Here is a 22,901-nt window from a genome sequence, read left to right as displayed (position 1 = left end):
TCCAGACTGGTTCCGCGGAGAGACTCTGGATTGCTTCGCTTCGCTCGCAATGACGGTGGAGAGAGCTAACCCAGCACCGGCAACATCACCACGTCATACCCGTGCCTGATGGTCCGCTTCAGCACGGGGTCCTCCAGCTCGAACTCGAACCGGTCGGCCGGGCGGATGCCGCCCTTGGCGGCGAAGGTGCCGCCGAACATGGCGCAACCGTCGGGGAGCTTCTTGCCGTCGAAGCCCCGCGCGACGAGGTCGGCGACCGGCAGCATCGCGTCCAGCGTGCCCTCCTGGTAGAGCACGCGCTCGCCCTTGATCCAGGCGTAGGAGCGCAGGATCATCCTGTCCCAGTGGCCGATGACGTCCTCGAGCTCCCACAGCGTCGAGGCGATCGGCTTGTCGCACATCTGCTTGGACACCGTGACGTTGTAGGCTTCGACCTTGCGGTCGGTGTGGTCGGAGCCGCAGCCGACGAAGACGCGGCCCTGCCAGCCGATCAGCACGAACTCGACCTCGCCACTGGAATCGCCGCCGCAGCACTCGATGCGGTCTTCCAGGGTCAGCCGCCGTGCCGAGGCGCGATAGTAGATCGGGGTCGAGGCCGGCGGGGCGATGCCCATCTCTTGCAGCTCGGCGATGTGCTTGTCGCGCGCGACGGGATCGCGGCCAGTCCAGCCGGCGATGACCATCTGGTCGATCGCCAGCGTCAGCGGCGTGGTGGTGTCCTGGGCGTCGACGGTGAAAGTCAGGTCAAACACGAATTAGGGCCTCCATGCCGGCAGCAAGCTCGAAGATACGGCGGTCCGATCCGCCCGCACCCGCCAGCATCAGGCCGACGGGAACGTCGCCCTCGCGATGCGCAGGCAGAGAGATGGCGCAGCCGTCGATCATGTTGATCAGGGTGCAATTGCGCAGCGCGCGCAGGTTCTGGGTGGTGAATGCCTTGTCGTCGGCGAGATCGGCGATCTTCGGCGGCGTGTTGGCGGTGGTCGGCAGCACCAAGGCGTCATAGGGCGCGATGCGAGCATTGACGCGGGCGATCAGCGAGCGGCGCTCGTTGAGGAGATCGATGTAGTCGGCGGCGCTCTGTGCCTCGCCGCGCATGATGCGCACGTAGACCCTGGGATCGTAAACGTCGCCCTTGGACGTGATGAGATAGCGGTGCCAGGCGTAGCTCTCGGACGCGGCAAAGCCGCCCTTGGCGTTCATCGGGCCGATGTCGTGGAATTCTGCCATCTCGATGCGCTCGATGCTGGCGCCATGATCAGAAAGTGTCTTCAGCGCGCGCTCGAACGTCTCGGCCACTGCCGCATCGAGATCGTCGAGCGCGATGGTGGTGGGCACCGCCAGCCGCATGCCCTGGATCCGCCGCGGCTTCAGCGCGACGATCGGCTCGTTGGCGAGCACCGCATCGAGTATGGCACAGCAACTGACCGATCGCGCCAGAGGCCCGATGCTGTCGAGCGAGAACGACAGCGGCACCGCGCCGTCGAGCGGCACACGGCGTTGCGTCGGCTTGTAGCCGACGATGCCGTTGAAGGCGGCGGGAATCCGGCAGGAGCCGCCGGTGTCGGTGCCGAGCGCGCCGTGCGCCATGCCGTCGAGCACGGACACCGCCGCGCCCGAGGACGAGCCGCCGGGCACGTGCCCCTCGGCCCGGTTCCAGGCGCCCTTCGGCGTGCCGTAATGCGGGTTGATGCCGATGCCGGAATAGGCGAATTCGGTCATGTTGGTCCGCCCGATCAGGACGAAGCCGGCCTTGCGCAGCCGCTCGACCGTCGCGGCGTCGTGCTCCGCCGGATCGGAATCGTCGAGCGCACGCGAGCCGGCGCGCGTCGTCTGTCCCCTGATATCGAAGAGATCCTTGATCGAGATCGGGATACCGGCATAGCGCGACGGCGCGGCCTTGACCTTGCGCAAGGCGTCCATCGCATCCGCCGCCGCGAGCGCGGCGTCCTTGTCGACGTGGATGAAGGTGCGCTGGCCCTCGCCGGCGGGGTCGGCGATCCTGGCAATGCAGGCCTCGACCAGCTTGCGGGAGGTGGTGCGGCCGCTTTCGAGGTCGTCGGCGAGCTTCGCAAGTGTCGGAAAATCGGGCATGTCTGTCTCACGGAATATCTGCGCGCGCAATCTATAGCGCTGCCTCAGTTCGACACAAGCATTGTGCGCATGATGGCATGCATGCGCATTGCTGGACCGTTGACGCGCCATGGTCGATTGTCGCATCAAGATCGAAACAGGCAGGCACAAAGGCCTGCTGCCCGGGAGGACCCGCCGACATGGCCGAACCGCAGCGCGCGCGACCAAAACCGACGCCGGAAACCCAGCATTTCTGGGACGGCACGAAAGCGGGCGAACTGCGCCTGCAACGCTGCGACGCCTGCGCGCATGTCTACTTTCCGCCGCGCCCGTTCTGCCCGTCCTGCGCCTCGCGCAAGGTCAGCATCTTCAAGGCGAGCGGCAAGGGTTTCCTCTACAGCTACGTGATCAACCACCGTCCCGCCGCGCCCGGCTTCACGCCGCCTTATGCGATCGCCGTCGTCGAGCTTGCCGAGGGACCGCGGATGATGAGCAACATCATCGACTGCCCGCAGACCCCGGAGGCGCTCGAGCTCGACATGAAGCTCGAGGTCGCCTTCCAGGAGCTCGACGACAAGATCACCCTTCCCGTGTTCCGTCCGGCGAAGGGGTAAGCCATGCGCAGCAACCAGGTTGCAGTCGTCGGCGCGGCCGAGACCACCGAACTCGGCGTCGTACCCAACATGTCGCAGCTCCAGCTTCACGCGGACGCGGCGCTCAACGCCATTGCGGACGCCGGGCTGAAGCTGTCCGACATCGACGGCTTTGCCACCGCGGTCGAAACGCCGCAGCAGGTCTGCCACTATCTCGGCATCAAGCCGACCTGGGTGGACGGCACCTCGGTCGGCGGCTGCTCCTTCATGCTGCATGTTCGTCATGCCGCCGCGGCGATCGAGGCCGGCCTGTGCAAGACCGTGCTGATCACCCATGCCGAGAGCGGCAAGTCGATGATCGGCAAGCTGCCGCGCTCGACGCCGGCGGACAGCCTCAACGGCCAGTTCGAGGCGCCCTATGGCGTCTACGGCCCGCCCAGCATGTTCCCGATCCCCGTGCTGCGCTTCATGAAGTCCTACGGCATCACCCATGAGCAGCTTGCTTCGGTCGCCGTGGTGCAGCGGGAATGGGCAGCAAAAAATCCGCGCGCGATGATGAAGGATCCGATCACGGTCGCCGATGTCCTCAATTCGCGCATGATCGCCTATCCGTTCCGGCTCTTGCAGTGCTGCCTCGTCACCGACGGCGGCGGCGCCCTGATCCTGACCTCGGCCGACCGCGCCAGGGATTTTCCGCGCAAGCCCGTCTACATCATGGGCACCGGCGAGAGCGTGGAAACGCCGATGGTCAGCCAGATGGAGACCTTCAACTCCTCGCGCGCGTTCAAGACCGCAGGACCGCTGGCGTTCAAGGAGGCCGGCATCGCGCACAAGGACGTCGACCATCTCATGATCTACGACGCCTTTGCGCATCTGCCGCTGTTCGGCCTCGGCGACCTCGGCTTCATGCCGCATGAGGAGACCGGAAAGTTCATCGCCGACGGCAATACGCGCCCCGGGGCTAAGCTGCCGCTCAACACCAATGGCGGCGGTCTCTCCTACATGCACTCGGGCATGTACGGCATGTACGCGCTCCAGGAAAGCGTGCGGCAGATGCGCGGCATCGCGCCGGCGCAGGTGCCGAACGCGAAGATTTCGGTGTGCCATGGTGTCGGCGGCATGTTCGCGGCATCAGGCACGATCGTGTTTACGAACGAACGCTAACCACCTTCGTCATTCCGGGATGGTGCGAAGCACCAGACCCGGAATCTCGAGATTCCGGGGTTCGCGCTTTGCGCGCCCCGGAATGACGAGGGGCAACAGGAGAGTCCAATGACAAAATCACTGCAAGACAAGGTCATCATCGTCACCGGCGCAGGCCGCGGCATCGGGCGGGAGATCGCGCTGCTGTGCGCGGCGGAAGGCGCCAAGGTCGTCGTCAACGATCCCGGCGTCGCCGCCGACGGCGCCGGCTCGAGCGCTTCTCCCGCCGAGGAGGTGGTCGAGGAGATCAAGAAGCGCGGCGGCGCCGCGGTCGCCAATTTCGAGTCGGTGGCGGAAGCGATCCCCGCCAGCAAGATCGTGAAGACCGCGACCGATCATTTCGGCCGGCTCGACGGCGTCGTCAACAACGCCGGCATCCTGCGCGACATGATCTTCCACAAGATGAGCGTTGAAGCCTTCGAGGCCGTCATCAAGGTGCATTTGATGGGCTCGTTCTACGTCTCGCACGCCGCGGCGCGGATCTTCCGCGAGCAGGAGTCCGGCTCCTTCGTGCACTTCACCTCGACCTCGGGCCTGATCGGCAACTTTGGCCAGGCCAACTACGCCGCCGCCAAGCTCGGCATCGTCGGCCTGTCGAAGTCGATCGCGCTCGACATGGGACGCTTCAACGTCCGCTCCAACTGCGTCTCGCCGTTCGCCTGGACCCGCATGATCGGCACCATCCCGACCGAAACCGAAGCCGAGAAGGCGCGCGTCGAGAAGATCAAGCAGATGGGACCGGAGAAGATCGCGCCGGTCTGCGCCTATCTGCTCTCCGATGCCGCCAAGGACGTCACCGGGCAAATCTTCGGCGCGCGCATGAACGAGCTGTTCCTGTTCAGCCAGAACCGCCCGCTGCGCTCGGTGCACCGGAGCGAAGGCTGGACGCCGCAATCGATCGCCGAACACGGCATGCCGGCGCTGAAGGGCTCTTTCTACAAGCTCGACCGCTCCGCCGACATCTTCCCCTGGGATCCCGTCTAGCCGTTTTCGCAGCAATTGTTGCATTGCGATCTCCGGTTGTCCGGCCGGAGATCGCCCGCATTACGCCCGATTGCGGGCGAATGGTTTCCTTCCAACAAAAAACGGGAGGCGACTATGACAAAACCACTTACCATTTCTGCCGGTACCAATGAGCCCTGCCTCGGGCGCCGCACCCTCTTGAAGGGCGCGGCGGCTGCAGTAGCCGCGACGGGCGTCACCATGAACGCAGCCCTGGCGGCCTCCGTCACGCCGTTCGGCCAGACCGCCACTCCGACCAGGTCGACGGCGCCATTGCCCTTGGGACCGCTGCCCGGCAGCCGCTACCCGGACTCCCATCTGGAATCCGCCAAGAAGGGACCGCCAACGTTCGGGCCTGCGGACTTCCCGGCCTTCGCCGGCACGATGGCCGTTGAGCGCGTTGCAACCGGCTTCCGCTGGGCCGAGGGACCGGTGTATTTCGCGGCCGGGCGATACCTGCTGTTCAGCGACATTCCCAACAACCGCATCATGCGCTTCTCGGAGGATGACGGTCACGTCAGCGTCTACCGTCAGCCCTCGATGAACTCGAACGGCAACACCATCGATCGCGAAGGACGCCTGATCACATGCGAGCATAGCGGTCGGCGCGTGACGCGGACCGAACTCGACGGCTCGATCACCATCATTGCCGACAAATTCAACGGCAAGCGACTGAACTCGCCGAACGACGCGGTCGTCACCGCCGATGGCGCGATCTGGTTCACCGACCCCGCCTACGGCATCGGCGGCTTCTATGAAGGGATCAAGGCCGACCCCGAGCAGACGAAGAAGAACGTTTATCGGGTCGACCCGAAATCCGGGGACGTCAAGGTCGTCGTCGACGATTTTGTGGAGCCCAATGGGATCACCATCTCGCCCGACGAGAAGAAGCTCTACATCTGCGAAACCGGATTCACGGACGGACCGGACAACCCATCGCATATCCGCGCGTTTGACCTCGACGTGGCAGCGGGGAAGGTGTCGAACAGCAAGGTCTTCGCCGAAATGCCAAAGCCGAGCATCACCGACGGCGTCCGCTGTGACACCGAAGGACGGGTCTGGTGTTCGGTGGGCTGGGGCGATCCCAACGAAGACGGCGTGCGCTGTTATACGCCATCGGGCGATTTGGTCGGCAAGATTCATATTCCGGAAACAGTGGCGAATCTGAGCTTCGGCGGTCAGCAGCGAAACAGGCTTTATATTTGCGGCTCGACATCGCTTTATGCCGTCTACACCAGTGTGCAGGGCGCACTAAAGCCGTAAACGGCAGCGCATAGGGAATGGCGAGTAGGGTTCTATTCGCTACTCGCCACTTCGCTATTCGCCTCAACCCGTATTCCGCAACCCCGCCGAGATGCCGTTGATGGTGAGCTGGATCCCGCGCAGCACCTGCTCGTCCGGATTCTGCGCGCGATGCTCCTTGAGCAGCTTGACCTGCACGTGGTTGAGCGGGTCGAGATAGGGAAAGCGGTGGCGCACGGAGCGTTCGAGCAGCGGGTTGCCTTGCAGCAGCCGGTCCTGGCCCATGATGTCCAGCAGCGTCTCGATGCAGGAATGCCATTCGCGGCGGATGCGGCCGAAGATCTTTTCGCGCAACGCCTCGTCCGGTACGAGCTCGGCATAGCGCGAGGCGATCGCGATCGAGCTTTTCGCGAGCACCATGTCCATGTTCGACAAGAGCATGCGGAAGAACGGCCATTCCTTGTAGAGCTCCTTGAGGAACGGCATGCCCTTGTCGGGATGCTCGGCGATCCATTGCTCGACCGCGCTGCCAAAGCCGTACCAGCCCGGCAGCATCAGGCGGCATTGCGCCCAGGAGAACACCCAGGGAATGGCGCGAAGGTCCTCGATCGCGCGGGTCTTCTTGCGCGAGGCCGGACGGCTGCCGATGTTCAGCGTCGCGATCTCGTTGATGACGGTCGAGGCCCAGAAGTAATCGACGAAACCGTCGGTCTCGTAGACGAGGCCGCGATAGGCCTTGAAGGCGAGACTTGAGAGCTCGTCCATCGCGGTCAGGTATTCGCGGCGCGGCGCGCTCTGGCGTGGATGCAAGAGGCTAGCCTCCAGCGTCGCGGCGGCCAGGATCTCCAGATTGTTGCGCCCGACTTCGGCGTTGGAATATTTCGACGAGATGATCTCGCCCTGCTCGGTGATGCGGATCTGGCCGTTCACCGCGCCGCCGGGCTGCGCGATGATGGCGTCGTAGCTCGGCCCGCCGCCGCGGCCGACCGAGCCGCCGCGGCCGTGGAACAGGCGCAGGCGCACGTGATGGCGCTCGAACACGTCGACGAGGTTGATCTCGGCCTTGTAGAGCTCCCAGCCCGAGGTGACGAAGCCGCCGTCCTTGTTGCTGTCGGAATAGCCGAGCATGACCTCCTGCACGCTGCCGCGGCTGTCGACCAGGCGGCGGTAATCGTGCAGCGACAGCATGCGATCCATGATGCCGCTTGACGCCTGCAAATCCTCGATGGTCTCGAACAGCGGCACGACGTTGATCGCGCTGCGCCCGGAGGGATGGACGAGGCCCACCTCCTTGAGCAGAACGGCGACCTCGAGCATGTCGGACATGCCCTTGCACATCGAGATGATGCATTGGGGGATGGCGTCCGAGCCGAACTTCGCATGCGCTTCCGCGGCGGCATGGAAGACGTTGAGCTCGCCCATGGTCTCGTCGCTGTACTTGACGAACGGGGACACCAGCGCACGCGTGCTGCGGAGTTCGTTGGTGAGCAGCGAGATGCGCGCGTCCTCGCCGAGCGCGAGATAGGACATGCCGGGGTTGGCGGCGTCCATCAGCTCCGCGATGGTCCGCTCGTGCACCGCCGAGTTCTGGCGGATGTCGAGCCGCGCCAGATGGAAGCCGAAGCAGTCCACCGCGCGGCGCAACAGCCGCAGCCGGCCGCGGGCGATGACGCGGGCGTTGTTGGAGATCAGCGAGCGGTGCAGCACGTCGAGATCGGCCTGCAACTCCTTGACGCTCTCGTAAGGCCTGCCCTTGCCGACCGGCCGGCGCGTGATCTCGACCTCGAGCGCTTCAGCCGTCGCCGTCAGCCGGGCATAGATGCCGGAGACCGCGAGGCGATACGGCTCGCCGCTCCGGTGCGGCGAGGTGTCCGGCGAGCGCTCCGCCAGCGTGCGCAGCTCCTCGGAGACGTCGGCGAGATGGGCCGCGATCGACAGCTCGGCGCCGAGCACGTGCAGCTCGTTCAGATAGAACTGCATCACCCGGCTCGACTGCAGCCGCAGCGTGCCGCGCATCACGTCGGCGGTGACGAAGGGATTGCCGTCGCGGTCACCGCCGATCCAGCTGCCCATGCGCAGGAACGAGGCGAGCTCGCCGGCCGCCTGCTCGCCGCCCTCCTCCAGCCGGTCCTCCAGCACGTTGACCAGCCGCGGCACCTCGCGCAGGAAGGTGTAGTCGTAGAAGGACAGGCCGTTGGCGACCTCGTCGAGCACGGTGAGCTTGGTCCGGCGCAAGAGATTGGTCTGCCACAGCGTCAGCACCTCGCGGCGGAGCTGCTCGTCGCTGGCGGCGGCCTCGTCTTCAGTCAGCGCGACGCGCTCGCGGCGGTCGAGCAAGGCCGCGACCTCCATCTCGCGATCCATGGTGCTCTTGCGGCGGACCTCGGTCGGATGCGCGGTCAGGACCGGGCTGACGAGCGCGGTCTTGAAGAAGTTGCGCAAGGCATCGGGGCCGATGCCCGCGGCCTTGGCATGGGCCAGCGTGTCCGCCAGTACGCCAGAGCCGCCGTTCTTGGCCGCGGTACGGGCGCGCATCTGGCGGATGTTGTTCTGGTCCTCGGCGATGTTGGCGAGGTGAGAGAAATAGCTGAAGGCGCGAACGATCCGCACCGTCTCGGAGGTCGACATGCTGTCGAGGATCTGCTCGAGCTCGCGGCGGGCGAGCCGGTCCTCGTCGCGGTGGAACCGGATCGAGGTCTGGCGGATGCGCTCGACCAGGTCGAACAAGTCGGCGCCCTCCTGGTCGCGCACCGTGTCGCCCAGGATGCGTCCGAGCAGGCGAATGTCGTCCCGCAGCCGGGCGTCCGCCTCCAGCGCCTGGACGTCCTCCGGGCGATTGGGGCGCTGATCGGCGGCGTCGGATGGTAATGTCTGGAGGGACATGGCTCGCTCCCCTGGTTCGAGCTCGCTTGACTGCCCGGCTCAGCCGAGTGTGCGATATTTTTCTGCCGCAGTGCAAGGTGAAGTTGGGGGCGGCGCACACTTGGTGCGCCGCCTGGGCGCGAACCAAGCCTTCGGCCGTTGTCCCGGTGAACGCGGGACTTATTGCCTATGTTCGGCGCTAGGCCGGCACGATCACCTTGCCGATCGGCCAGAGCGCGATGCCCGCGAGCTTGAGATGGGCCCAGGCGAACGGGATGCCGATGATGGTGATCGCGAGGACCAGCGCGGTCACGAGGTGGCCGAGCGCCAGCCACCAGCCGGCCAGCACGAACCAGATGATGTTGCCGATCACCCCGAGCGGCCCGGTGCCGATATCCTCGACACCCGTGACGTCGTAGCGGTTGACCGCCCGCGAGCCGAACGGCAGCAGCGTGTAGACGGCGATGTTGAACGCCGCCCGTGCCCAGGGCAGGCCGATGATGGTGACGGCCATGATGACGGCCGCGACCAGCCAGCCGAACGCCATCCAGGCGCCGCCGATGAGGATCCAGAGGATGTTGAGCAGGATGGAAACGGGAGCCATGGGATGATCCGGAAGTCAGTGACCCCGCTCATATAGGCACGAAATCTGTCGCTGCTAAGACGGTAGGGGAGCCCGGATGGATGGGAGCGCAATCCGGGGCTCAAGCACAAGCCCCCCGGATTACGCTACTCTCCATCCGGGCTACAGGCCAAGACTACCGCCCCTCGAATTTCGGCTCGCGCTTCTCCATGAAGGCCTTCATGCCTTCGGCCATGTCCTGCGTCTTGAACAGCGGCAGGAGCTGAAGATAGACGTGGTGGACGTGGTCGGAGAAGTTTTCGTTGAGGCCAATCCGCATCATGCGCTTGGAGGCCTGCACCGCGAGCGGCGCATTGGCGGCGATTTCGTGGGCAATCGCATAGGCGCGGCTCATCAAGTCGGCGTCCGGCACGACCTCGTTGGCAAGGCCCCATTCCAGGCACTCGCGTGCGCTCAGCGTGCGGCCGGTGAAAATCAGCTCGGAGGCCTTGGCCCAGCCGAGCATGCGCGGCAACAGCCAGGTGCCGCCGGACTCCGGCACAACGCCGCGCTTGACGAAGGCGGCCGCAAGCTTTGCGGATTCCGCCATGATGCGGATGTCGCAGCCGAGCGCGGTGTCCATGCCGTAGCCGGCGGCGCCGCCGTTGACGGCGCAGATGGTCGGCTTGTCCATCGCCTGCAAGACCGTCGGCGGCGTGTTGCGCAGGTTGATCGTGGTCGGGGAGGACGCCGCGCTGAGGCCATTGCCGTCGCGCTCCTTGCGCAGGTCGAGACCCGCGCAGAATGCCCGCCCCTTGCCGGTGAGGATCACGACGCGGACGTTCTTGTCCTCATTGGCCTCGGTTAGCAGCCGCGCCAGATCCTTCAGCATCGGCCCGGAGATCGTGTTCATGCGCTCCGGCGCATTCAACGTGATGGTCGCGATATGGTCGGCGACCTCGTAGAGGACTTCTTGCGTCTTGTCTGCGCCTGCTGCGTCGCTCATGAAAGTCCCCACTTTTGTAGCCCGGATGAGCGAAGCGACATCCGGGACTTTACTCTCACCATCCCGGGTTCGCTCACCCGGGCTACGAACTGTCAGATCTTCCGGCCCGCCTGTTCCCAATAGGGATCGCGCAGGCGGCGCTTGAAGATCTTGCCGGAATCTTCGCGCGGCAGCCCTGAGCGGATCTCGATGTGCTTGGGCACCTTGTAGTCGGCGAGCGAGGTCTTCAGCCGCGCGCGGACATCGGCGGCCTCGAGCGTGATGCCGGCCTGCGGCTCGACCACGGCCATCAGCGCCTCGCCGAACTCGGCGTCGGGGATGCCGAACACGGCGCAATCATGCACGCCGGGCACGGCGTGCAGCACGGATTCGATCTCGGCCGGATAGATGTTGACGCCGCCTGATATCACCATGTCGCGCTTGCGGTCGCAGATGAAGACGTAGCCGTCTTCGTCGATATAGCCGACATCGCCGGAGGTGATAAAGCCGTCGCGGTCGATCTCGGCGCGCTTCTCCGGCTTGTTGTGGTAGGTGAAGTCGGCCACCTCCGCCATGCGGGAATAGATCTCGCCGATCTCGCCCACGCCCAGCACGCGGCCGTCCTCGCCGATGAAGCGCAGCTCGGCACCGGGCGAAATCCTGCCGACGGTGCCGGGCTTTTTGAGCGCGTCCTCGGAGGTCGCGAAGGTGACGGCGCTGGATTCGGTCGAGCCGTAGAACTCGTAGATCACCGGCCCCCACCACTCGATCATGGCGCGCTTGACGTCGGCCGGGCAAGGCGCCGCGGCATGAATGATATGGCGCAGCGAGGAGACGTCGTACTTCTTGCGGACCGCCTCCGGCAGCTTCATCAGGCGGATGAACATGGTCGGCACCATGAAGATGGTGTCGATCCTGTATCGTTCGATCAGCTCCAGAAACTCTTCCGCCTCGAAGCGCGGCATCAGCACCAGCGCGCCGCCGAGCTTGCCGGCGCGGATGCCGAACGAGTTCGGCGCGGAGTGATAAAGCGGGCCCGGCAGGATCGCGCGGGCGCCGGGCTTCAGACCGTAGATCATCGCGCGCATGCGCTCGCCGGCAGCCGCTTGCTCCGGCGTCGGCGCATTGCGCCGTACGCCCTTGGGGTGGCCGGTCGTGCCCGACGTGTAAATCATGTTCATCGGCTGCGGCACGATTGGGCCGTCATAAGGCTGATGCTGCGCGAGCCATGTCTCGAATTCGATCGCGAAATTCGGGGGCGCCAAATGATCCGGATCGATCTTGTAACTGGACAGGATCTCCGGCGGCGTCGGCACGCTGAGCACGGTGACGCCCTTGGGAATCGCATCGCGCAGGGCGTGCAGCATGTCGGCATGACCGATCAGGACGGACGTGCCGGTATCGCCAAGGATGTAGTTGATCTCCTCCGGCTTGAAGTGCCAGTTGATCGGCACGCCATAGGCCCCGAGCCGCATCGCGGCGTAAGCGGCCTCCAGGAAGGCTATGTCGTTGCGCATCAGCATGCAGACGCAATCGCCTTGGCGGACGCCGATCTTGCTGAGGCCACTCGCGATGCGGTCGGCACGGTCAGCGACTTCGGCGTGGGCACGGCGGCGCTCGCCGGAGACGATGCCGAGGAACTTTGACGTTTCGCTCATTGTTATTGTCCGATCTTTCGTCGGGTTGAGAAACTTGGACACCACTCAGCTCGTCATTCCGGGGCGATGCGAAGCATCGAACCCGGAATCCATTTCACCGCAGACAATGCGGCTCTGCGCCTACGGCGCATCCCGGAATGACAAGTCGCTAATCCGCAAACTTCGGCGTGCGCTTTTCGAGATTGGCGCGCACCGCCTCGGTCTGGTTCGCGCTGCCGATCAGCTTCTGCTGCTCGACCGACTCGGCGAGCAGCGCCGGGCCCGGATCGACCGAGAGATTGTTGAGCAGACGCTTGGCGGCACGGATCGCATCGGGGCTCTTGCCGGCGATCTCGCGCGCGACGTCGAGCGCTGCGGCGCGAGGATCGTCGCAGATGCGCGTGGCGAGGCCGAAAGCCATCGCCTCCTGCGCGGAGAAGATGCGGCCGGTGTAGGTGAGATCGCGCAGGATGTCGTCGCGCACGAGACTGGCCAGGATCGGCGTGCCCGCCATATCAGGCACGAGGCCCCATTTGATCTCCATCACCGACATCCGTGCATCGGGGGAGAGGAAGCGCATGTCGGCACCGAGCGAGAGCTGGAACCCGCCACCGAAGGCAACGCCATGCACGGCCGCAATCACCGGCACCGGAAGCTGGCGCCAGCCCCACACCGCCTGTTGCGGAAAATTCGCCTGGCCGTGGGTGCGCTTGGTGAGGTCGCGATTTTCGCCACCCGGAATTCCGTTGCCGCCCTTCTCCTTCATGGCGGCAAAACGCCCCATATCGAGACCGGCGCAGAAGGCGCGGCCCTCGCCCGACAGCACGACGACACGCACGCCTTTTTCCTTCGAAAGCCGGTCGGTTGCGGCAACAAGGGCCTCGAACATGGCCTGATCGAGCGCATTCATCTTGTCGGCGCGCACCAGGCGCACGTCGGCGACGCCTTCCGAGATCGAGATCGAGACGCGCTCTTCCATGGATGAATTCTCCCCTGTTCTTGTTCAGTGCCGCTTTACAGGAAGCCAGCGGCCGGATTTAGTCAATCGACCAATTAACTGACAATCCGTACGGGAGAAACAGCCATGTTCAAGGAAAATCTTCTGGCCGGCAGGAACATCCTTGTCACCGGTGGTGGCACCGGACTCGGCAAGTCGATGGCGGCGCGCTTCCTCCAGCTCGGCGCCGAAGTGCACATCTGCGGCCGGCGCAAGATCGTGTGCGACGAGACCGCGACCGAGCTGATGGATCAGTATGGCGGACGCGTCACCAGCCACGGCGTCGACATCCGCAACGCGCTCGCGGTCGAGGAGATGATCGAAAACATCTTTCGCGAAGCGCCCCTCACCGACCTCATCAACAACGCCGCCGGCAACTTCATCTCGCGCACCGAAGAGCTGTCGCCGCGCGGCTTCGACGCCGTCGCCAACATCGTCATGCACGGCACGTTCTACGTGACGCATGCGGTCGGCAAGCGCTGGATCGCCTTGAAGCAGCCGGGCAACGTCGTCTCGATCACCACGACCTGGGTGCGCAACGGCTCGCCCTATGTGGTTCCGTCGGCGATGAGCAAGTCGGCGATCCACGCCATGACGATGTCGCTTGCGACCGAATGGGGCCGCTACGGCATCCGCCTCAACACCATCGCGCCCGGCGAGATCCCGACCGAGGGCATGAGCAAGCGGATCAAGCCGGGCGACGAAGCCGGCGCGCGCACCAAGGCGATGAACCCGATGGGCCGTGTCGGCACCATGGAGGAATTGCAGAACGTCGCCGTGTTCCTGATCTCCGGCGGCTGCGACTGGATCTCCGGCGAGACCATCGCCATGGACGGCGCCCAGGCGCTCGCCATGGGCGGCAATTTCTACCAGCTCCGCGACTGGAGCGACGACGACTGGAAGACCGCGCGCGAGAGCATCATGGCGCAGAACGAGAAGGACCGGGCCAAGCGGGGGTGATCTCTTTGTAACGAGAGGCTTGAAGACGCCGCTCCACATTCCGTCGTCGTCCCGGCGAAAGCCGGGACGACAGCGTGGCTCCCATCTTGTCTTCACCCGCGGATGACGCCACACTCCCAGGCATAAAAACAAGACGTCACGGGAGAAACATGTCCACACAGCCATTGGCGAATCTCGCCGACATGGTGCGCGAGCGCGCGGCGAGCCGCGGCAACGCCACCGCCTACGAGTTCGAGGGCCGCGTCACCAGCTTTGCCGAATTCGACGTGAAGACCAATCAGGTCGCCAACGCGCTTCTAGCGATGGGCGTGAAGAAGGGCGAGCGCATCGCCTATCTCGGCAAGAACAGCGATCTCTATTTCGAGCTGCTGATGGGCGCGATGAAGGCCGGTGTGGTGATGGCGCCGGTGAACTGGCGGCTAGCCGGGCCCGAAGTCGCCTTCATCGTTGGCGACTGCAGGGCGCCGGTGCTGTTCGTGGGACCGGAGTTCATCACACTGGTCTCGCAGATCAAGGACCAGCTGCCCGGCGTGCGCACCATCATCACCACCGAAGGCGGCGCGCCGGAATGGCAGGATTTTACGGCCTGGCGGGATGCGCAAAGCGGCGACGATCCAAAGGTACCGATCGACACGAAGGACATCGCGATCCAGCTCTACACCTCAGGCACAACGGGCAAGCCGAAGGGTGCGATGCTGTCGCATGCGAACTTCCTCAACCTCGTACAGACCGGTAATGCCGAAGACAAGCCGGAGTGGAACCGGTGGTCGACCGACGACGTGTCGCTGGTCGCGATGCCGATCTTCCACATCGGCGGCTCCGGCTGGGGCGTGATGGGACTCTATCACGGCGCCCGCGGCGTGATCGCGCGCGAGTTCGATCCGACCAAGGTGCTGGATTTCTTCGAGCAGTCCGGAATCACGAAGCTGTTCATGGTCCCGGCGGCGATGCAGTTCGTGGTGCGGCAGCCTCGCGCCAGGACGGTCGATTTCTCGCGGCTAAAATACATGCTGTATGGCGCCTCGCCGATTCCGGCAGCGCTGCTGAAGGAGTGCATCGAGGTCTTCAAATGCGGCTTCGTGCAGATGTACGGCATGACCGAGACGACAGGCACCATCGTCGCGCTGCCGCCGGAGGATCACGTCGAGGGGCTGGAGCGGATGCGCTCGGCCGGCAAGGCGTTGCCGGGTGTCGAGATCGCGATCCTCGATGTCGACGGCAAGCCGCTGCCACCGCGCCAGGTCGGCGAGATCGCGACGCGCTCGGGCTCCAACATGGCCGGCTACTGGAACCTGCCGGAAGCAACCGCATCGACGCTGCGCGGCGACGGCTGGCTGCGTACCGGCGATGCCGGCTACATGGACGAGGACGGCTACCTCTACATCCACGACCGCATCAAGGACATGATCATCTCCGGCGGCGAGAACATCTATCCGGCCGAAGTGGAGAGCGCGCTGTGCGATCACCCTGACGTCGCGGAAGCTGCCGTGATCGGCGTGCCCGACGACAAATGGGGCGAGGCGGTGAAGGCAGTGGTGGTCATGAAGCCCGGCAAGCAGGCGAGCGCCACCGACATCATCAACTTTACCCGCGAACGCATCGCCGGGTTCAAGACGCCGAAAAGCGTGGAGTTCCTGCCGGCGCTGCCGCGCAATCCGAGCGGCAAGATCCTGCGGCGGCAGCTGCGCGAGCCGTATTGGGCGGGGAAGGATCGAAGGGTGAATTAGGCCTGCCCTATCCACATCGTCGTCCCGGCGAAGGCCGGGACCCATACCCACCGAATTCGGTTTGGCGAAGATCGGCAATGACCTGTCTTCGCCAAATTGCGTTTCGTGGTTATGGGTCCCGGCCTTCGCCGGGACGACATTGGGGGTCTCACGTCGTCCTGGACAAGCATAGCGAAGCGGAGCGCTGATCCAGGACCCATTACCAAGAAGGAGTTTGGCGAAGACTCGCGGTTGCCATCCCGCGCTACAACCCCTCCCTGGGGTTATGGGTCCCGGCCTTCGCCGGGACGACTCGGAGAGAGAATGCCGCGTAACAGCTAATGCTTCCCCGGCCCCATATACCCGAACAGGAACCCGGCCACTTTGCGCATCTGGATCTCCTCGCTGCCTTCCGTAATGCGGTAGCGTCGATGGTGGCGGTAGATGTGCTCGAACGGCTTGTGGCGTGAGTAGCCCATGCCGCCGTGGACCTGCATGGCGCGGTCGGCGGATTCGCAGCAGAGGCGGTTTGCCCAGTAGTTGCACATCGAGACGCGGTCGGAGAGGGTGCGCTCGATCTGCTCCTCGGTGAGCTGGTCCATCTCCCAGGCGGTCTTGCGGATCAACAGGCGCAGCATCTCGGCTTGCGTGGCAAGCTCGACCAGCGGGAACTGGATCGCCTGGTTCTCGGCGAGCGCCTTGCCGAACGGCCTGCGCTCGCGCGCATATTTGACGCTTTCGTTGATGCAGTAGACGGCGGCGCCGAGCGAGCTCGCGGCCTGGCGGATGCGGTTCTGGTGCACGAAGCATTGCGCCAGCGACAGGCCGCGGCCGACTTCGCCGAACAACGCATCCTCGGGCACGAACACGTCGGTGAAGCTGACGCGGGGATGATCGGTTGGCATGTTGAAGGTCCACATGTACTCCTCGATCCTGACGCCGTGGCTCTTGGCCGGCACCAGGAAGCAGGTGATGCCGCGCGCATCGCCGTCATTGCCCGAGGTGCGCGCGAACAGCGCGCAGTGGGTGGCGACATGCATGCCGGTCGTCCACATCTTCTCGCCGTTGATGATCCAGCCCTTGACGTTGTCGCGGGTCGCCGGCACCGCCCGCGTCTCCATGTGGGTCGCGTCGGAGCCATGATGCGGCTCGGTGAGGCCAAAGGTGATGCGGTACTTGCCCTTGATCGAGCCGTCGATCATCGCCTTCTGGTCATCGCGGCCGTAGCGGTCGAGCATGGTGACAACAGGGAAATTGCCGACGATGGAATGCTCGTTCTGAAGGTCGTTGTGCAGCCCGAGACCTTTGGCGGCAAAATGCTCGCGGATCACCGCCATCCAGAGGTTGGAGCCGTCCTTGCCGCCATACTGCTTCGGCACCGGAAAGCGCAGGTGACCGGCGGCGTCCGCGAGATCCTTGGCCTTGCGCAGCAAGGCCTCCCACTCGTGGCGCGGCAGGCCACCATTCTCGAAATCGGTGCGCGCCCATTCCCGGCGATGATCGAAGAAGCGGATGTTGTCGTCGGCCTCTTCCAGCGGCTTGATCTCGCGTTCAATGAAACGATCGAGCTCTCCGAGATAGGCGACGAGATCTGTTGGCAATGAGAAATCCACGGTTCTCTCCCGGATGTTTTTTCGTTTTGCGTTAAGGCGCTAACCGCGCTTTTGCTTCGCACGATTAAGGTGAGAAGAGCACGCGCGTGTCAAGCAAACCGAGACGTGCCAGCCACGCAAGGCGTGCCCGCGCAATTCGATGGTGCTCCGGCGCTCGCGCGCGCTAGTATGACGGCAATATTCCTTCAGGAGAAAACGCGGGGAGCGAGCGATGGAGCTGAAATTTTCCAAGGTGGAGCGCAGGGGACCGATCACGATCGTCACGCTGTCGCGGCCCGAGGTCTACAATGCGCTGCACACCGATGCGCATTTCGAGCTCCAGAAGGTGTTCGACGATTTCTCGGCCGATGCCGAGCAATGGGTCGCGATCGTCACCGGCGCCGGCGACAAGGCGTTCTGCGCCGGCAACGACCTGAAGTGGCAGGCGGCCGGGGGAAAACGCGGCTGGGACAAGGGCGGTTTTGCCGGCCTCACCGCGCGATTCGACTGCGACAAGCCGATCATCGCCGCGGTGAATGGTGTCGCGATGGGCGGCGGCTTCGAGATCGCGCTCGCCTGCGACCTGATCATCGCCTCGGAAAACGCCACGTTCGCCCTGCCCGAGCCGCGCGTCGGGCTCGCCGCGCTCGCCGGCGGCCTGCACCGGCTGCCGCGGCAGATCGGGCTGAAGCGCGCCATGGGCATGATCCTCACCGCGCATCATGTCAGCGCCAAGGAAGGGCTCGAGCTCGGCTTCGTCAACGAAGTGGTGCCGCAGGGCGAGGCGCTGACGGCCGCGCTGCGCTGGGCGGAGATGATCACCAAGAACTCGCCGATGTCGATCCGAGCCTCGAAGCAGGCGATCCAGAAGGGGCTTGCCGTCTCGCTGGAGCAGGCGATCGAGGAGCAACGGGAATATCCGGCGGTGAAGGCGATGGTGGCCTCGCAGGACTACATCGAGGGCCCGAAGGCGTTTTCGGAGAAGCGCCCGCCGAAATGGGTGGGGAAGTAGGGGCTTTCTCGCCGCCGTCATTCCGGGGCGCGCCCGCTTGGGCGCGAACTACGATGCGCAATTGCGCATCCGAGAATCCATCGGGCGGCAGAGACCGCGGATAAGTGGATTCCGGGCTCGTCGCTTCGCGACGCCCCGGAATGACGGCGGATAGAGAAGCGCAGATGCCAAAACACCACCGGTGTCATGCCCCGGCTTGACCGGGGCATCCAGTACGCGGCGGCTTCTCGGTCAATCACAAACGTCTCGGAGCACTGGATCGCCCGCTGTCGCGGGCGATGACAGCGAATGTGAAGTGCGACTTCACTACTTTTCGCGTCCCAGCTCGCGCTTGTAGGACGCATAATTCGGCTGGTCGACCGCAAGCTTGTCCATCGTGGTCGCCCACAGATGCTCGGCGAGGCCCGGCGTTGCGAGGTCGAGCTCGCCCCTGGCGATGCGATCGGCGAGCGCGCGGTTGAGGTCCGTCACCGAGCCGTCAATGCCAAGCAGTGCACGCAGCCGCTCCACCTCTTTCGCGTCGCTCCCCTGCTCCTGCGTCAGCTGCCGCGTGACGAGGTCGAGGATGTTGATGGCGACGCGCAGCTTGAAGGCCTGATGGCCCGAGATCAGCGGCGTGATGTCGCTGCGGAGGAAATCGGCGACTGACTTGGTCAGCTCGACCGGGGTCGGTTCGTCCTGCATGCGTCAGCTCCCGCGCGGCGCCAAGAGCCGCAACAGATCGATCTCGGTCTCGGAGGCGCGGCGCCCGATCATGGCGCGCTCCATGGAATGGTCCGGGCCCTCGCGAAACCGCTGCATCATCCCGCCGCACATGATGCCCCAGCGCAGCGTGCCCATCACTTCCCAGAATTTTACGCGCGTCGGATCGACTTTTCGGCCCGCCGCCTCATAGCCTGCGAACAGCTCCTCGCGCGAGCCAAAGCCGCCGACCGGCTTGTCGATCTCGCCAAAGCGCCATGAGTTGACGCAGACCCAGCCGAGATCCTCCATGGGATCGCCGAGATGCGCAAGCTCCCAGTCGAGCACGGCGCGGACGCCGTCGGCACCGATGATGAGATTGCCGTTCCGGAAATCGCCATGCACCAGCGTCTTCTCGGCGGAGGGGCCGGGATCGTTGTCGCGCAGCCAGCGCAATGCCAGCTCGAACACGGGCTTGGGCCAGTTCAGGCTACGATAGTCGCGCTCGAACTCGCCGATCTCCTGGGTCGCGCCGCGACTGCGCAGCTCCGGCAGCTTGTCCAAAGGCAGCCTGTGCAAGCCCGCGAGAATGCCGCCGATTTGCCGCGCGAGAAGCGGCCGCGCGGCCGCATACTCTTCATCGCGAAGAATCTTGCGCGCGATGGTCTCGCCCTCGACCCGCTGCATGATGAAGCCGGTGCCGAGATCGTCCGCAGCCGTCAAGACATGCATCACGCGCGGCGACGGCACGCCGGCCTCATAGGCAAGCTGCATCAATTGCGCTTCGGCGCCGAGCCCCGCCGCGCGCGTTGGAGCTGCGCCATAACCCTTCGGTGAGCGGCGCAGGATCGCGCCGATCGGTCCATCGGGATGCACGATGTCGAAGCGCCAGGTCTCCTGGCTGGCGCCGCCGGACAGCTTGGCCGCACCGGTGACGCCGGTCGCCCCCTCGCACCAGCGCGCGACGCTGCGGGAGAGTTGCGCTTCGATCATTTGCCCTTGAACTGCGCCGGCCGCTTGTCCAGGAACGCGCCGACGCCTTCACGGAAGTCCTGGGTGTCGCCGGCGCGAAGCTGGCATTGGAATTCAAGATTGAGCTGATCCTCGAAGGAATTCTCCGGACTATCCCAGTAGAGCTTGCGGATCAGCGACAGCGCAACCGTGGGGCCGCTGGCAAGCTCGCGCGCGAGCTTCATCGCCTCCTCCATCAGCACACCGTCATCGTAGACGCGGTTGACGAGGCCCCATTCCAGCGCCTTCTCGGCCGGGAGCCGCTCGCCCATCAGAGACAGCTCGATCGAGCGCGCCCGACCAATGAGCCGCGGCAGCAGCCAGGTCGAGCCGCAATCCGGCACGAGGCCGATGCGGCGGAAGGCCTGCAGGAAGTAGGACGAGCGCGCGCACAGGATCATGTCGCCGAGCAGTGCGAAGCTCATGCCGGCGCCGGCGGCCGGGCCGTTCACCGCGGTAACGATCGGGCAGTGCAGATTGCGGATGCGGCGCAGGAACGGGTGAAAGCCGGTCTCCAGCGTGAGGCCGGCCTTGGTCTTCTTCGACTGGTTGTTGCGGCCTTGAAGATTAGCGCCGGTGCAGAACGCCCGCCCCGCGCCGGTCAGCACGACGCAGCGCACCTCGTCCTTCTTCTCTTCGATCGCATCGAGCGCGTCGGCGAGGCCGCCCAGCATGTCCATGGAGACCGCGTTCATCACCTCCTGATGGTCGAGCTTGAGGATCGCAACCGAACCATCGAAATCGAGCGTGACGTGTTTGAACTGCATGGTTTCCTCGTCAGTTGCGGCCTGCGTCAGTTTCGCAGACCGGAATTAGTTTTTCCGGGTCGCATATTTGATTTTTGGCGCGCTCTTGTCCATGGTGATCAGAGCATGGCAAGCAATCTTGCGCGCAGCGGCTGATGCGCATCATGCCAGGAAGTCTTGCCAAAAACGGGAAACGCGCCATGAACCTTTTCGACCTCTCCGGCCGCGTCGCCGTGATCACCGGCGGCAATGGCGGCATCGGGCTCGGCATCGCGCAGGCACTGGCCGGACAGGGCTGCAACGTGTCGATCTGGGGCCGCAATCCTGACAAGAACAACAGCGCTGCCGCGCGCCTGGCGGGCCTTGCCGGCAAGGTGGATACCCGCGTGTGCGACGTCACCGATCCGGCCTCGGTCGATGCCGCGATGAAGGCCACGCTCGACACCTTCGGCCGGGTCGACGGCTGCTTCGCCAATGCCGGCATCGGCGGCGGCGGCCGACGCTCCTTCATCGAGCGCACTGAGGAGGAATGGCGCACGATGTTTGCGACCAATCTCGACGGCGTGTTCCACGCGTTCCAGGCGGCCGCCAGACACATGACCGACCGCGCCAATGCCGGCGATCCCTTTGGCCGGCTAGTGGCGACCTCGAGCCTCGCCTCGATCTTCGGCACCGCGCGCAACGAGCACTATGCCGCGACCAAGGCTGCCATCAACGCACTGGTGCGCGCGCTCGGCGTGGAGCTGGCGCGCCACGGCGTCACCGCAAACGCCATCCTGCCCGGCTGGATCAAGAGCGACATGACCGCAGGGCTCATGGCCAACGAGAAGTTCGTCGCCAATGTGATGCCGCGCATTCCGCAGCGCCGCTTCGGCGAGCCCGGCGATTTCGGCGGCATCGCCGTGTATCTGATGAGCAAGGCCTCGTCCTATCACACCGCGGACACGTTCGTGATCGACGGCGGCTATACGGCGTTTTGATCTTTTACGTTCGTAGCCCGGATGGAGCGCAGCGCAATCCGGGATGACCAGAAGCAACAGACCGGATCTCGCTGCGCTCCATTCGGGCTACAAATCGTAACGAGGGGACAGGGCAAATGTTTTCCCACATCATGATCGGCACCAACGACCTCGACAAGGCCAAGGCATTCTACGACAGCCTGCTGAGCACGCTCGAGGTGCGGCCTGCACGGGTCGACGGCCACCGCATCTTCTACATCACCAAGACCGGCGTGTTCTCGGTGACGAAGCCGATCAACGGCGAGCCGGCGACCTGTGCGAACGGCGGCACCATCGGCTTTGCCGCCAACTCGCCTGAGCAGGTCGACAAGTGGCACGCCGCCGGCATCGCCGTCGGCGGAAAGCCGATCGAGAATCCGCCCGGCATCCGCGAGGGCGCGGGCAACAAGCTTTATCTCGCGTACTTGCGCGACCTCGACGGCAACAAGATCTGCGCGATGCATCGGATGCCGAGCTGATCGCTCAGGATGCTGTCATTCCCCGCGACCCGGCTACGCCAAGGCTTCGCCGAGGTTGCGGTCCAGGGACGCCGAAGCTTTAGCGTAGGCGGCAGGCGGGGAATCCAGTACGACGCAGCTTCTCCGTGAGTCGCTGACGTCACGGAGTACTGGATCGCCCGGTCAAGTGTTCAGCCCGGGGACATGACCGACGGGTGTTCGGGGACATAGCCGACACATCATAGTGCACGGATTTGGCAGCGTGGGAGGCCAAGTCCATGCCCTGGCGAGAGGTGTCGGTGATGGATCAGCGGCGGGAGTTCGTTCGGCTTGCGATGCAGGAGGGAGCGAACCGACGGGAGCTCTGTCGACGGTTCAATATCCATCCCGACACAGGCTACAAATGGCTTGCACGATGGCAGGCCGACCAGAACATTGAGGACCGCTCACGGCGGCCGCATGCGAGCCCGGGACAGACCGATTGCAAGCTGGAGGCCCGCATTATCGCGGTACGCGATGCGCATCCGGCATGGGGAGCTCTAGCTCGTTGTCTCGAGCGAGAAGGCCGTCACTCGCCAGCC

21 protein-coding genes are annotated in these 22,901 nt (G+C 64.8%); 10 read left to right on the top strand and 11 right to left on the bottom strand.

All coding sequences use genetic code 11. The features are described from left to right. Nucleotides 1–65 precede the first annotated feature (65 nt). On the bottom strand, nt 66–752 hold the full coding sequence (locus XI08_RS04575) for a DUF2848 domain-containing protein (protein WP_271573525.1): 687 nt from the start codon (nt 750–752) through the stop codon (nt 66–68). Further along, nucleotides 745–2,094 (bottom strand): amidase, encoded by a 1,350-nt coding sequence (locus tag XI08_RS04570; protein ID WP_271573524.1) that lies wholly within the window; start codon nt 2,092–2,094, stop codon nt 745–747. The genes XI08_RS04575 and XI08_RS04570 overlap by 8 nt, the downstream gene beginning before the upstream one ends. Before the next feature lie 179 nt (nt 2,095–2,273). Between XI08_RS04570 and XI08_RS04565 the strand changes: the two genes are divergently transcribed. The 4 genes from XI08_RS04565 to XI08_RS04550 all read left to right on the top strand — a co-directional run bounded on the left by XI08_RS04565 (nt 2,274) and on the right by XI08_RS04550 (nt 6,134). Beyond that, nucleotides 2,274–2,687: a Zn-ribbon domain-containing OB-fold protein gene (locus XI08_RS04565; RefSeq protein ID WP_028172362.1), complete on the top strand. Its 414-nt coding sequence runs from the start codon at nt 2,274–2,276 to the stop codon at nt 2,685–2,687. A gap of 3 nt (nt 2,688–2,690) precedes the next feature. Continuing rightward, nucleotides 2,691–3,830: a thiolase C-terminal domain-containing protein gene (locus tag XI08_RS04560; protein WP_271573523.1), complete on the top strand. Its 1,140-nt coding sequence runs from the start codon at nt 2,691–2,693 to the stop codon at nt 3,828–3,830. Nucleotides 3,831–3,938: 108 nt separating this feature from the next. After that, the gene (locus XI08_RS04555) at nt 3,939–4,853 is read left to right on the top strand and encodes an SDR family oxidoreductase (protein WP_028172363.1); all 915 of its coding nucleotides are present in this window, start codon (nt 3,939–3,941) and stop codon (nt 4,851–4,853) included. 114 nt (nt 4,854–4,967) lie between these two features. Then, entirely contained in the window at nt 4,968–6,134 is a 1,167-nt protein-coding gene (locus tag XI08_RS04550; RefSeq protein WP_271573612.1) for an SMP-30/gluconolactonase/LRE family protein, read from the top strand. Nucleotides 6,135–6,197: 63 nt separating this feature from the next. On the opposite strand, the gene ppc is transcribed toward XI08_RS04550, so the two are convergent. The 5 genes from ppc to XI08_RS04525 all read right to left on the bottom strand — a co-directional run bounded on the left by ppc (nt 6,198) and on the right by XI08_RS04525 (nt 13,138). After that, entirely contained in the window at nt 6,198–8,996 is a 2,799-nt protein-coding gene (gene ppc / locus XI08_RS04545) for a phosphoenolpyruvate carboxylase (protein WP_271573522.1), read from the bottom strand. A gap of 178 nt (nt 8,997–9,174) precedes the next feature. After that, entirely contained in the window at nt 9,175–9,579 is a 405-nt protein-coding gene (locus tag XI08_RS04540) for a YccF domain-containing protein (protein WP_271573521.1), read from the bottom strand. 154 nt (nt 9,580–9,733) lie between these two features. After that, entirely contained in the window at nt 9,734–10,543 is an 810-nt protein-coding gene (locus XI08_RS04535; protein WP_271573520.1) for an enoyl-CoA hydratase/isomerase family protein, read from the bottom strand. Between the two features lie 92 nt (nt 10,544–10,635). Beyond that, nucleotides 10,636–12,180: an acyl-CoA synthetase gene (locus XI08_RS04530; protein WP_271573519.1), complete on the bottom strand. Its 1,545-nt coding sequence runs from the start codon at nt 12,178–12,180 to the stop codon at nt 10,636–10,638. A 148-nt stretch (nt 12,181–12,328) separates the two neighbouring features. Then, nucleotides 12,329–13,138, bottom strand: a complete 810-nt coding sequence (locus XI08_RS04525; protein WP_271573518.1) for a crotonase/enoyl-CoA hydratase family protein — start codon at nt 13,136–13,138, stop codon at nt 12,329–12,331. A 105-nt stretch (nt 13,139–13,243) separates the two neighbouring features. Between XI08_RS04525 and XI08_RS04520 the strand changes: the two genes are divergently transcribed. Both XI08_RS04520 and XI08_RS04515 read left to right on the top strand, forming a co-directional pair. Beyond that, nucleotides 13,244–14,116 carry an SDR family oxidoreductase gene (locus tag XI08_RS04520; RefSeq protein ID WP_271573517.1) on the top strand — a complete coding sequence of 291 codons (873 nt, stop codon included), beginning with the start codon at nt 13,244–13,246 and terminating at the stop codon, nt 14,114–14,116. 149 nt (nt 14,117–14,265) lie between these two features. Further along, nucleotides 14,266–15,843 carry a fatty acid--CoA ligase gene (locus XI08_RS04515; protein WP_271573516.1) on the top strand — a complete coding sequence of 526 codons (1,578 nt, stop codon included), beginning with the start codon at nt 14,266–14,268 and terminating at the stop codon, nt 15,841–15,843. Between the two features lie 317 nt (nt 15,844–16,160). Here the strand turns inward: XI08_RS04515 and XI08_RS04510 are convergent, their stop codons facing one another. Next, a complete protein-coding gene (locus XI08_RS04510; protein WP_271573515.1) occupies nt 16,161–17,435 on the bottom strand; it encodes an acyl-CoA dehydrogenase family protein in 1,275 nt (424 codons plus the stop codon). A gap of 211 nt (nt 17,436–17,646) precedes the next feature. Here XI08_RS04510 and XI08_RS04505 point away from each other — a divergent pair, with 211 nt between their 5' ends. Next, nucleotides 17,647–18,426, top strand: coding sequence for an enoyl-CoA hydratase-related protein (locus XI08_RS04505; RefSeq protein WP_271573514.1), 780 nt, complete (start codon nt 17,647–17,649; stop codon nt 18,424–18,426). A gap of 306 nt (nt 18,427–18,732) precedes the next feature. On the opposite strand, the gene XI08_RS04500 is transcribed toward XI08_RS04505, so the two are convergent. Genes XI08_RS04500 through XI08_RS04490 form a run of 3 tightly spaced genes read right to left on the bottom strand, consistent with a single transcriptional unit; the run spans nt 18,733 to nt 20,885 of the window. Then, entirely contained in the window at nt 18,733–19,110 is a 378-nt protein-coding gene (locus tag XI08_RS04500) for a DUF6285 domain-containing protein (RefSeq protein ID WP_271573513.1), read from the bottom strand. 3 nt (nt 19,111–19,113) lie between these two features. Continuing rightward, on the bottom strand, nt 19,114–20,100 hold the full coding sequence (locus tag XI08_RS04495) for a phosphotransferase family protein (protein ID WP_271573512.1): 987 nt from the start codon (nt 20,098–20,100) through the stop codon (nt 19,114–19,116). Beyond that, nucleotides 20,097–20,885, bottom strand: a complete 789-nt coding sequence (locus XI08_RS04490; protein WP_271573511.1) for an enoyl-CoA hydratase/isomerase — start codon at nt 20,883–20,885, stop codon at nt 20,097–20,099. Before XI08_RS04490 ends, XI08_RS04495 begins: the two co-directional genes overlap by 4 nt. 179 nt (nt 20,886–21,064) lie before the next feature. On the opposite strand from XI08_RS04490, the gene XI08_RS04485 reads away from it, so the two are divergent. The 3 genes from XI08_RS04485 to XI08_RS04475 all read left to right on the top strand — a co-directional run. Continuing rightward, nucleotides 21,065–21,844 (top strand): SDR family NAD(P)-dependent oxidoreductase, encoded by a 780-nt coding sequence (locus XI08_RS04485; RefSeq protein ID WP_271573510.1) that lies wholly within the window; start codon nt 21,065–21,067, stop codon nt 21,842–21,844. Between the two features lie 116 nt (nt 21,845–21,960). Next, on the top strand, nt 21,961–22,341 hold the full coding sequence (locus XI08_RS04480) for a VOC family protein (RefSeq protein WP_271573509.1): 381 nt from the start codon (nt 21,961–21,963) through the stop codon (nt 22,339–22,341). A 257-nt stretch (nt 22,342–22,598) separates the two neighbouring features. Beyond that, nucleotides 22,599–22,901 (top strand): helix-turn-helix domain-containing protein (locus XI08_RS04475; RefSeq protein WP_271573508.1); only part of this gene is annotated, 303 nt, incomplete at its 3' end.

The organism is Bradyrhizobium sp. CCBAU 11361, from assembly GCF_028128935.1.
GTDB classification, from domain to species: Bacteria; Pseudomonadota; Alphaproteobacteria; order Rhizobiales; family Xanthobacteraceae; genus Bradyrhizobium; species Bradyrhizobium niftali.
Note: the sequence above shows the minus strand (reverse complement) of the source record. Positions and strands in the feature narration are given on the sequence as shown.

Bases quoted from the DNA above. Each gene is read 5' to 3' on its own strand.
- XI08_RS04515 (WP_271573516.1), top strand. From the start codon at position 14,266: ATGTCCACACAGCCATTGGCGAATCTCGCCGACATGGTGCGCGAGCGC.
- XI08_RS04500 (WP_271573513.1), bottom strand. From the start codon at position 19,110: ATGCAGGACGAACCGACCCCGGTCGAGCTGACCAAGTCAGTCGCCGAT.
- XI08_RS04495 (WP_271573512.1), bottom strand. From the start codon at position 20,100: ATGATCGAAGCGCAACTCTCCCGCAGCGTCGCGCGCTGGTGCGAGGGG.
- ppc (WP_271573522.1), bottom strand. From the start codon at position 8,996: ATGTCCCTCCAGACATTACCATCCGACGCCGCCGATCAGCGCCCCAAT.
- XI08_RS04565 (WP_028172362.1), top strand. From the start codon at position 2,274: ATGGCCGAACCGCAGCGCGCGCGACCAAAACCGACGCCGGAAACCCAG.
- XI08_RS04485 (WP_271573510.1), top strand. From the start codon at position 21,065: ATGAACCTTTTCGACCTCTCCGGCCGCGTCGCCGTGATCACCGGCGGC.
- XI08_RS04530 (WP_271573519.1), bottom strand. From the start codon at position 12,180: ATGAGCGAAACGTCAAAGTTCCTCGGCATCGTCTCCGGCGAGCGCCGC.
- XI08_RS04555 (WP_028172363.1), top strand. From the start codon at position 3,939: ATGACAAAATCACTGCAAGACAAGGTCATCATCGTCACCGGCGCAGGC.
- XI08_RS04550 (WP_271573612.1), top strand. From the start codon at position 4,968: ATGACAAAACCACTTACCATTTCTGCCGGTACCAATGAGCCCTGCCTC.
- XI08_RS04525 (WP_271573518.1), bottom strand. From the start codon at position 13,138: ATGGAAGAGCGCGTCTCGATCTCGATCTCGGAAGGCGTCGCCGACGTG.
- XI08_RS04490 (WP_271573511.1), bottom strand. From the start codon at position 20,885: ATGCAGTTCAAACACGTCACGCTCGATTTCGATGGTTCGGTTGCGATC.
- XI08_RS04560 (WP_271573523.1), top strand. From the start codon at position 2,691: ATGCGCAGCAACCAGGTTGCAGTCGTCGGCGCGGCCGAGACCACCGAA.
- XI08_RS04570 (WP_271573524.1), bottom strand. From the start codon at position 2,094: ATGCCCGATTTTCCGACACTTGCGAAGCTCGCCGACGACCTCGAAAGC.
- XI08_RS04535 (WP_271573520.1), bottom strand. From the start codon at position 10,543: ATGAGCGACGCAGCAGGCGCAGACAAGACGCAAGAAGTCCTCTACGAG.
- XI08_RS04540 (WP_271573521.1), bottom strand. From the start codon at position 9,579: ATGGCTCCCGTTTCCATCCTGCTCAACATCCTCTGGATCCTCATCGGC.
- XI08_RS04520 (WP_271573517.1), top strand. From the start codon at position 13,244: ATGTTCAAGGAAAATCTTCTGGCCGGCAGGAACATCCTTGTCACCGGT.
- XI08_RS04505 (WP_271573514.1), top strand. From the start codon at position 17,647: ATGGAGCTGAAATTTTCCAAGGTGGAGCGCAGGGGACCGATCACGATC.
- XI08_RS04480 (WP_271573509.1), top strand. From the start codon at position 21,961: ATGTTTTCCCACATCATGATCGGCACCAACGACCTCGACAAGGCCAAG.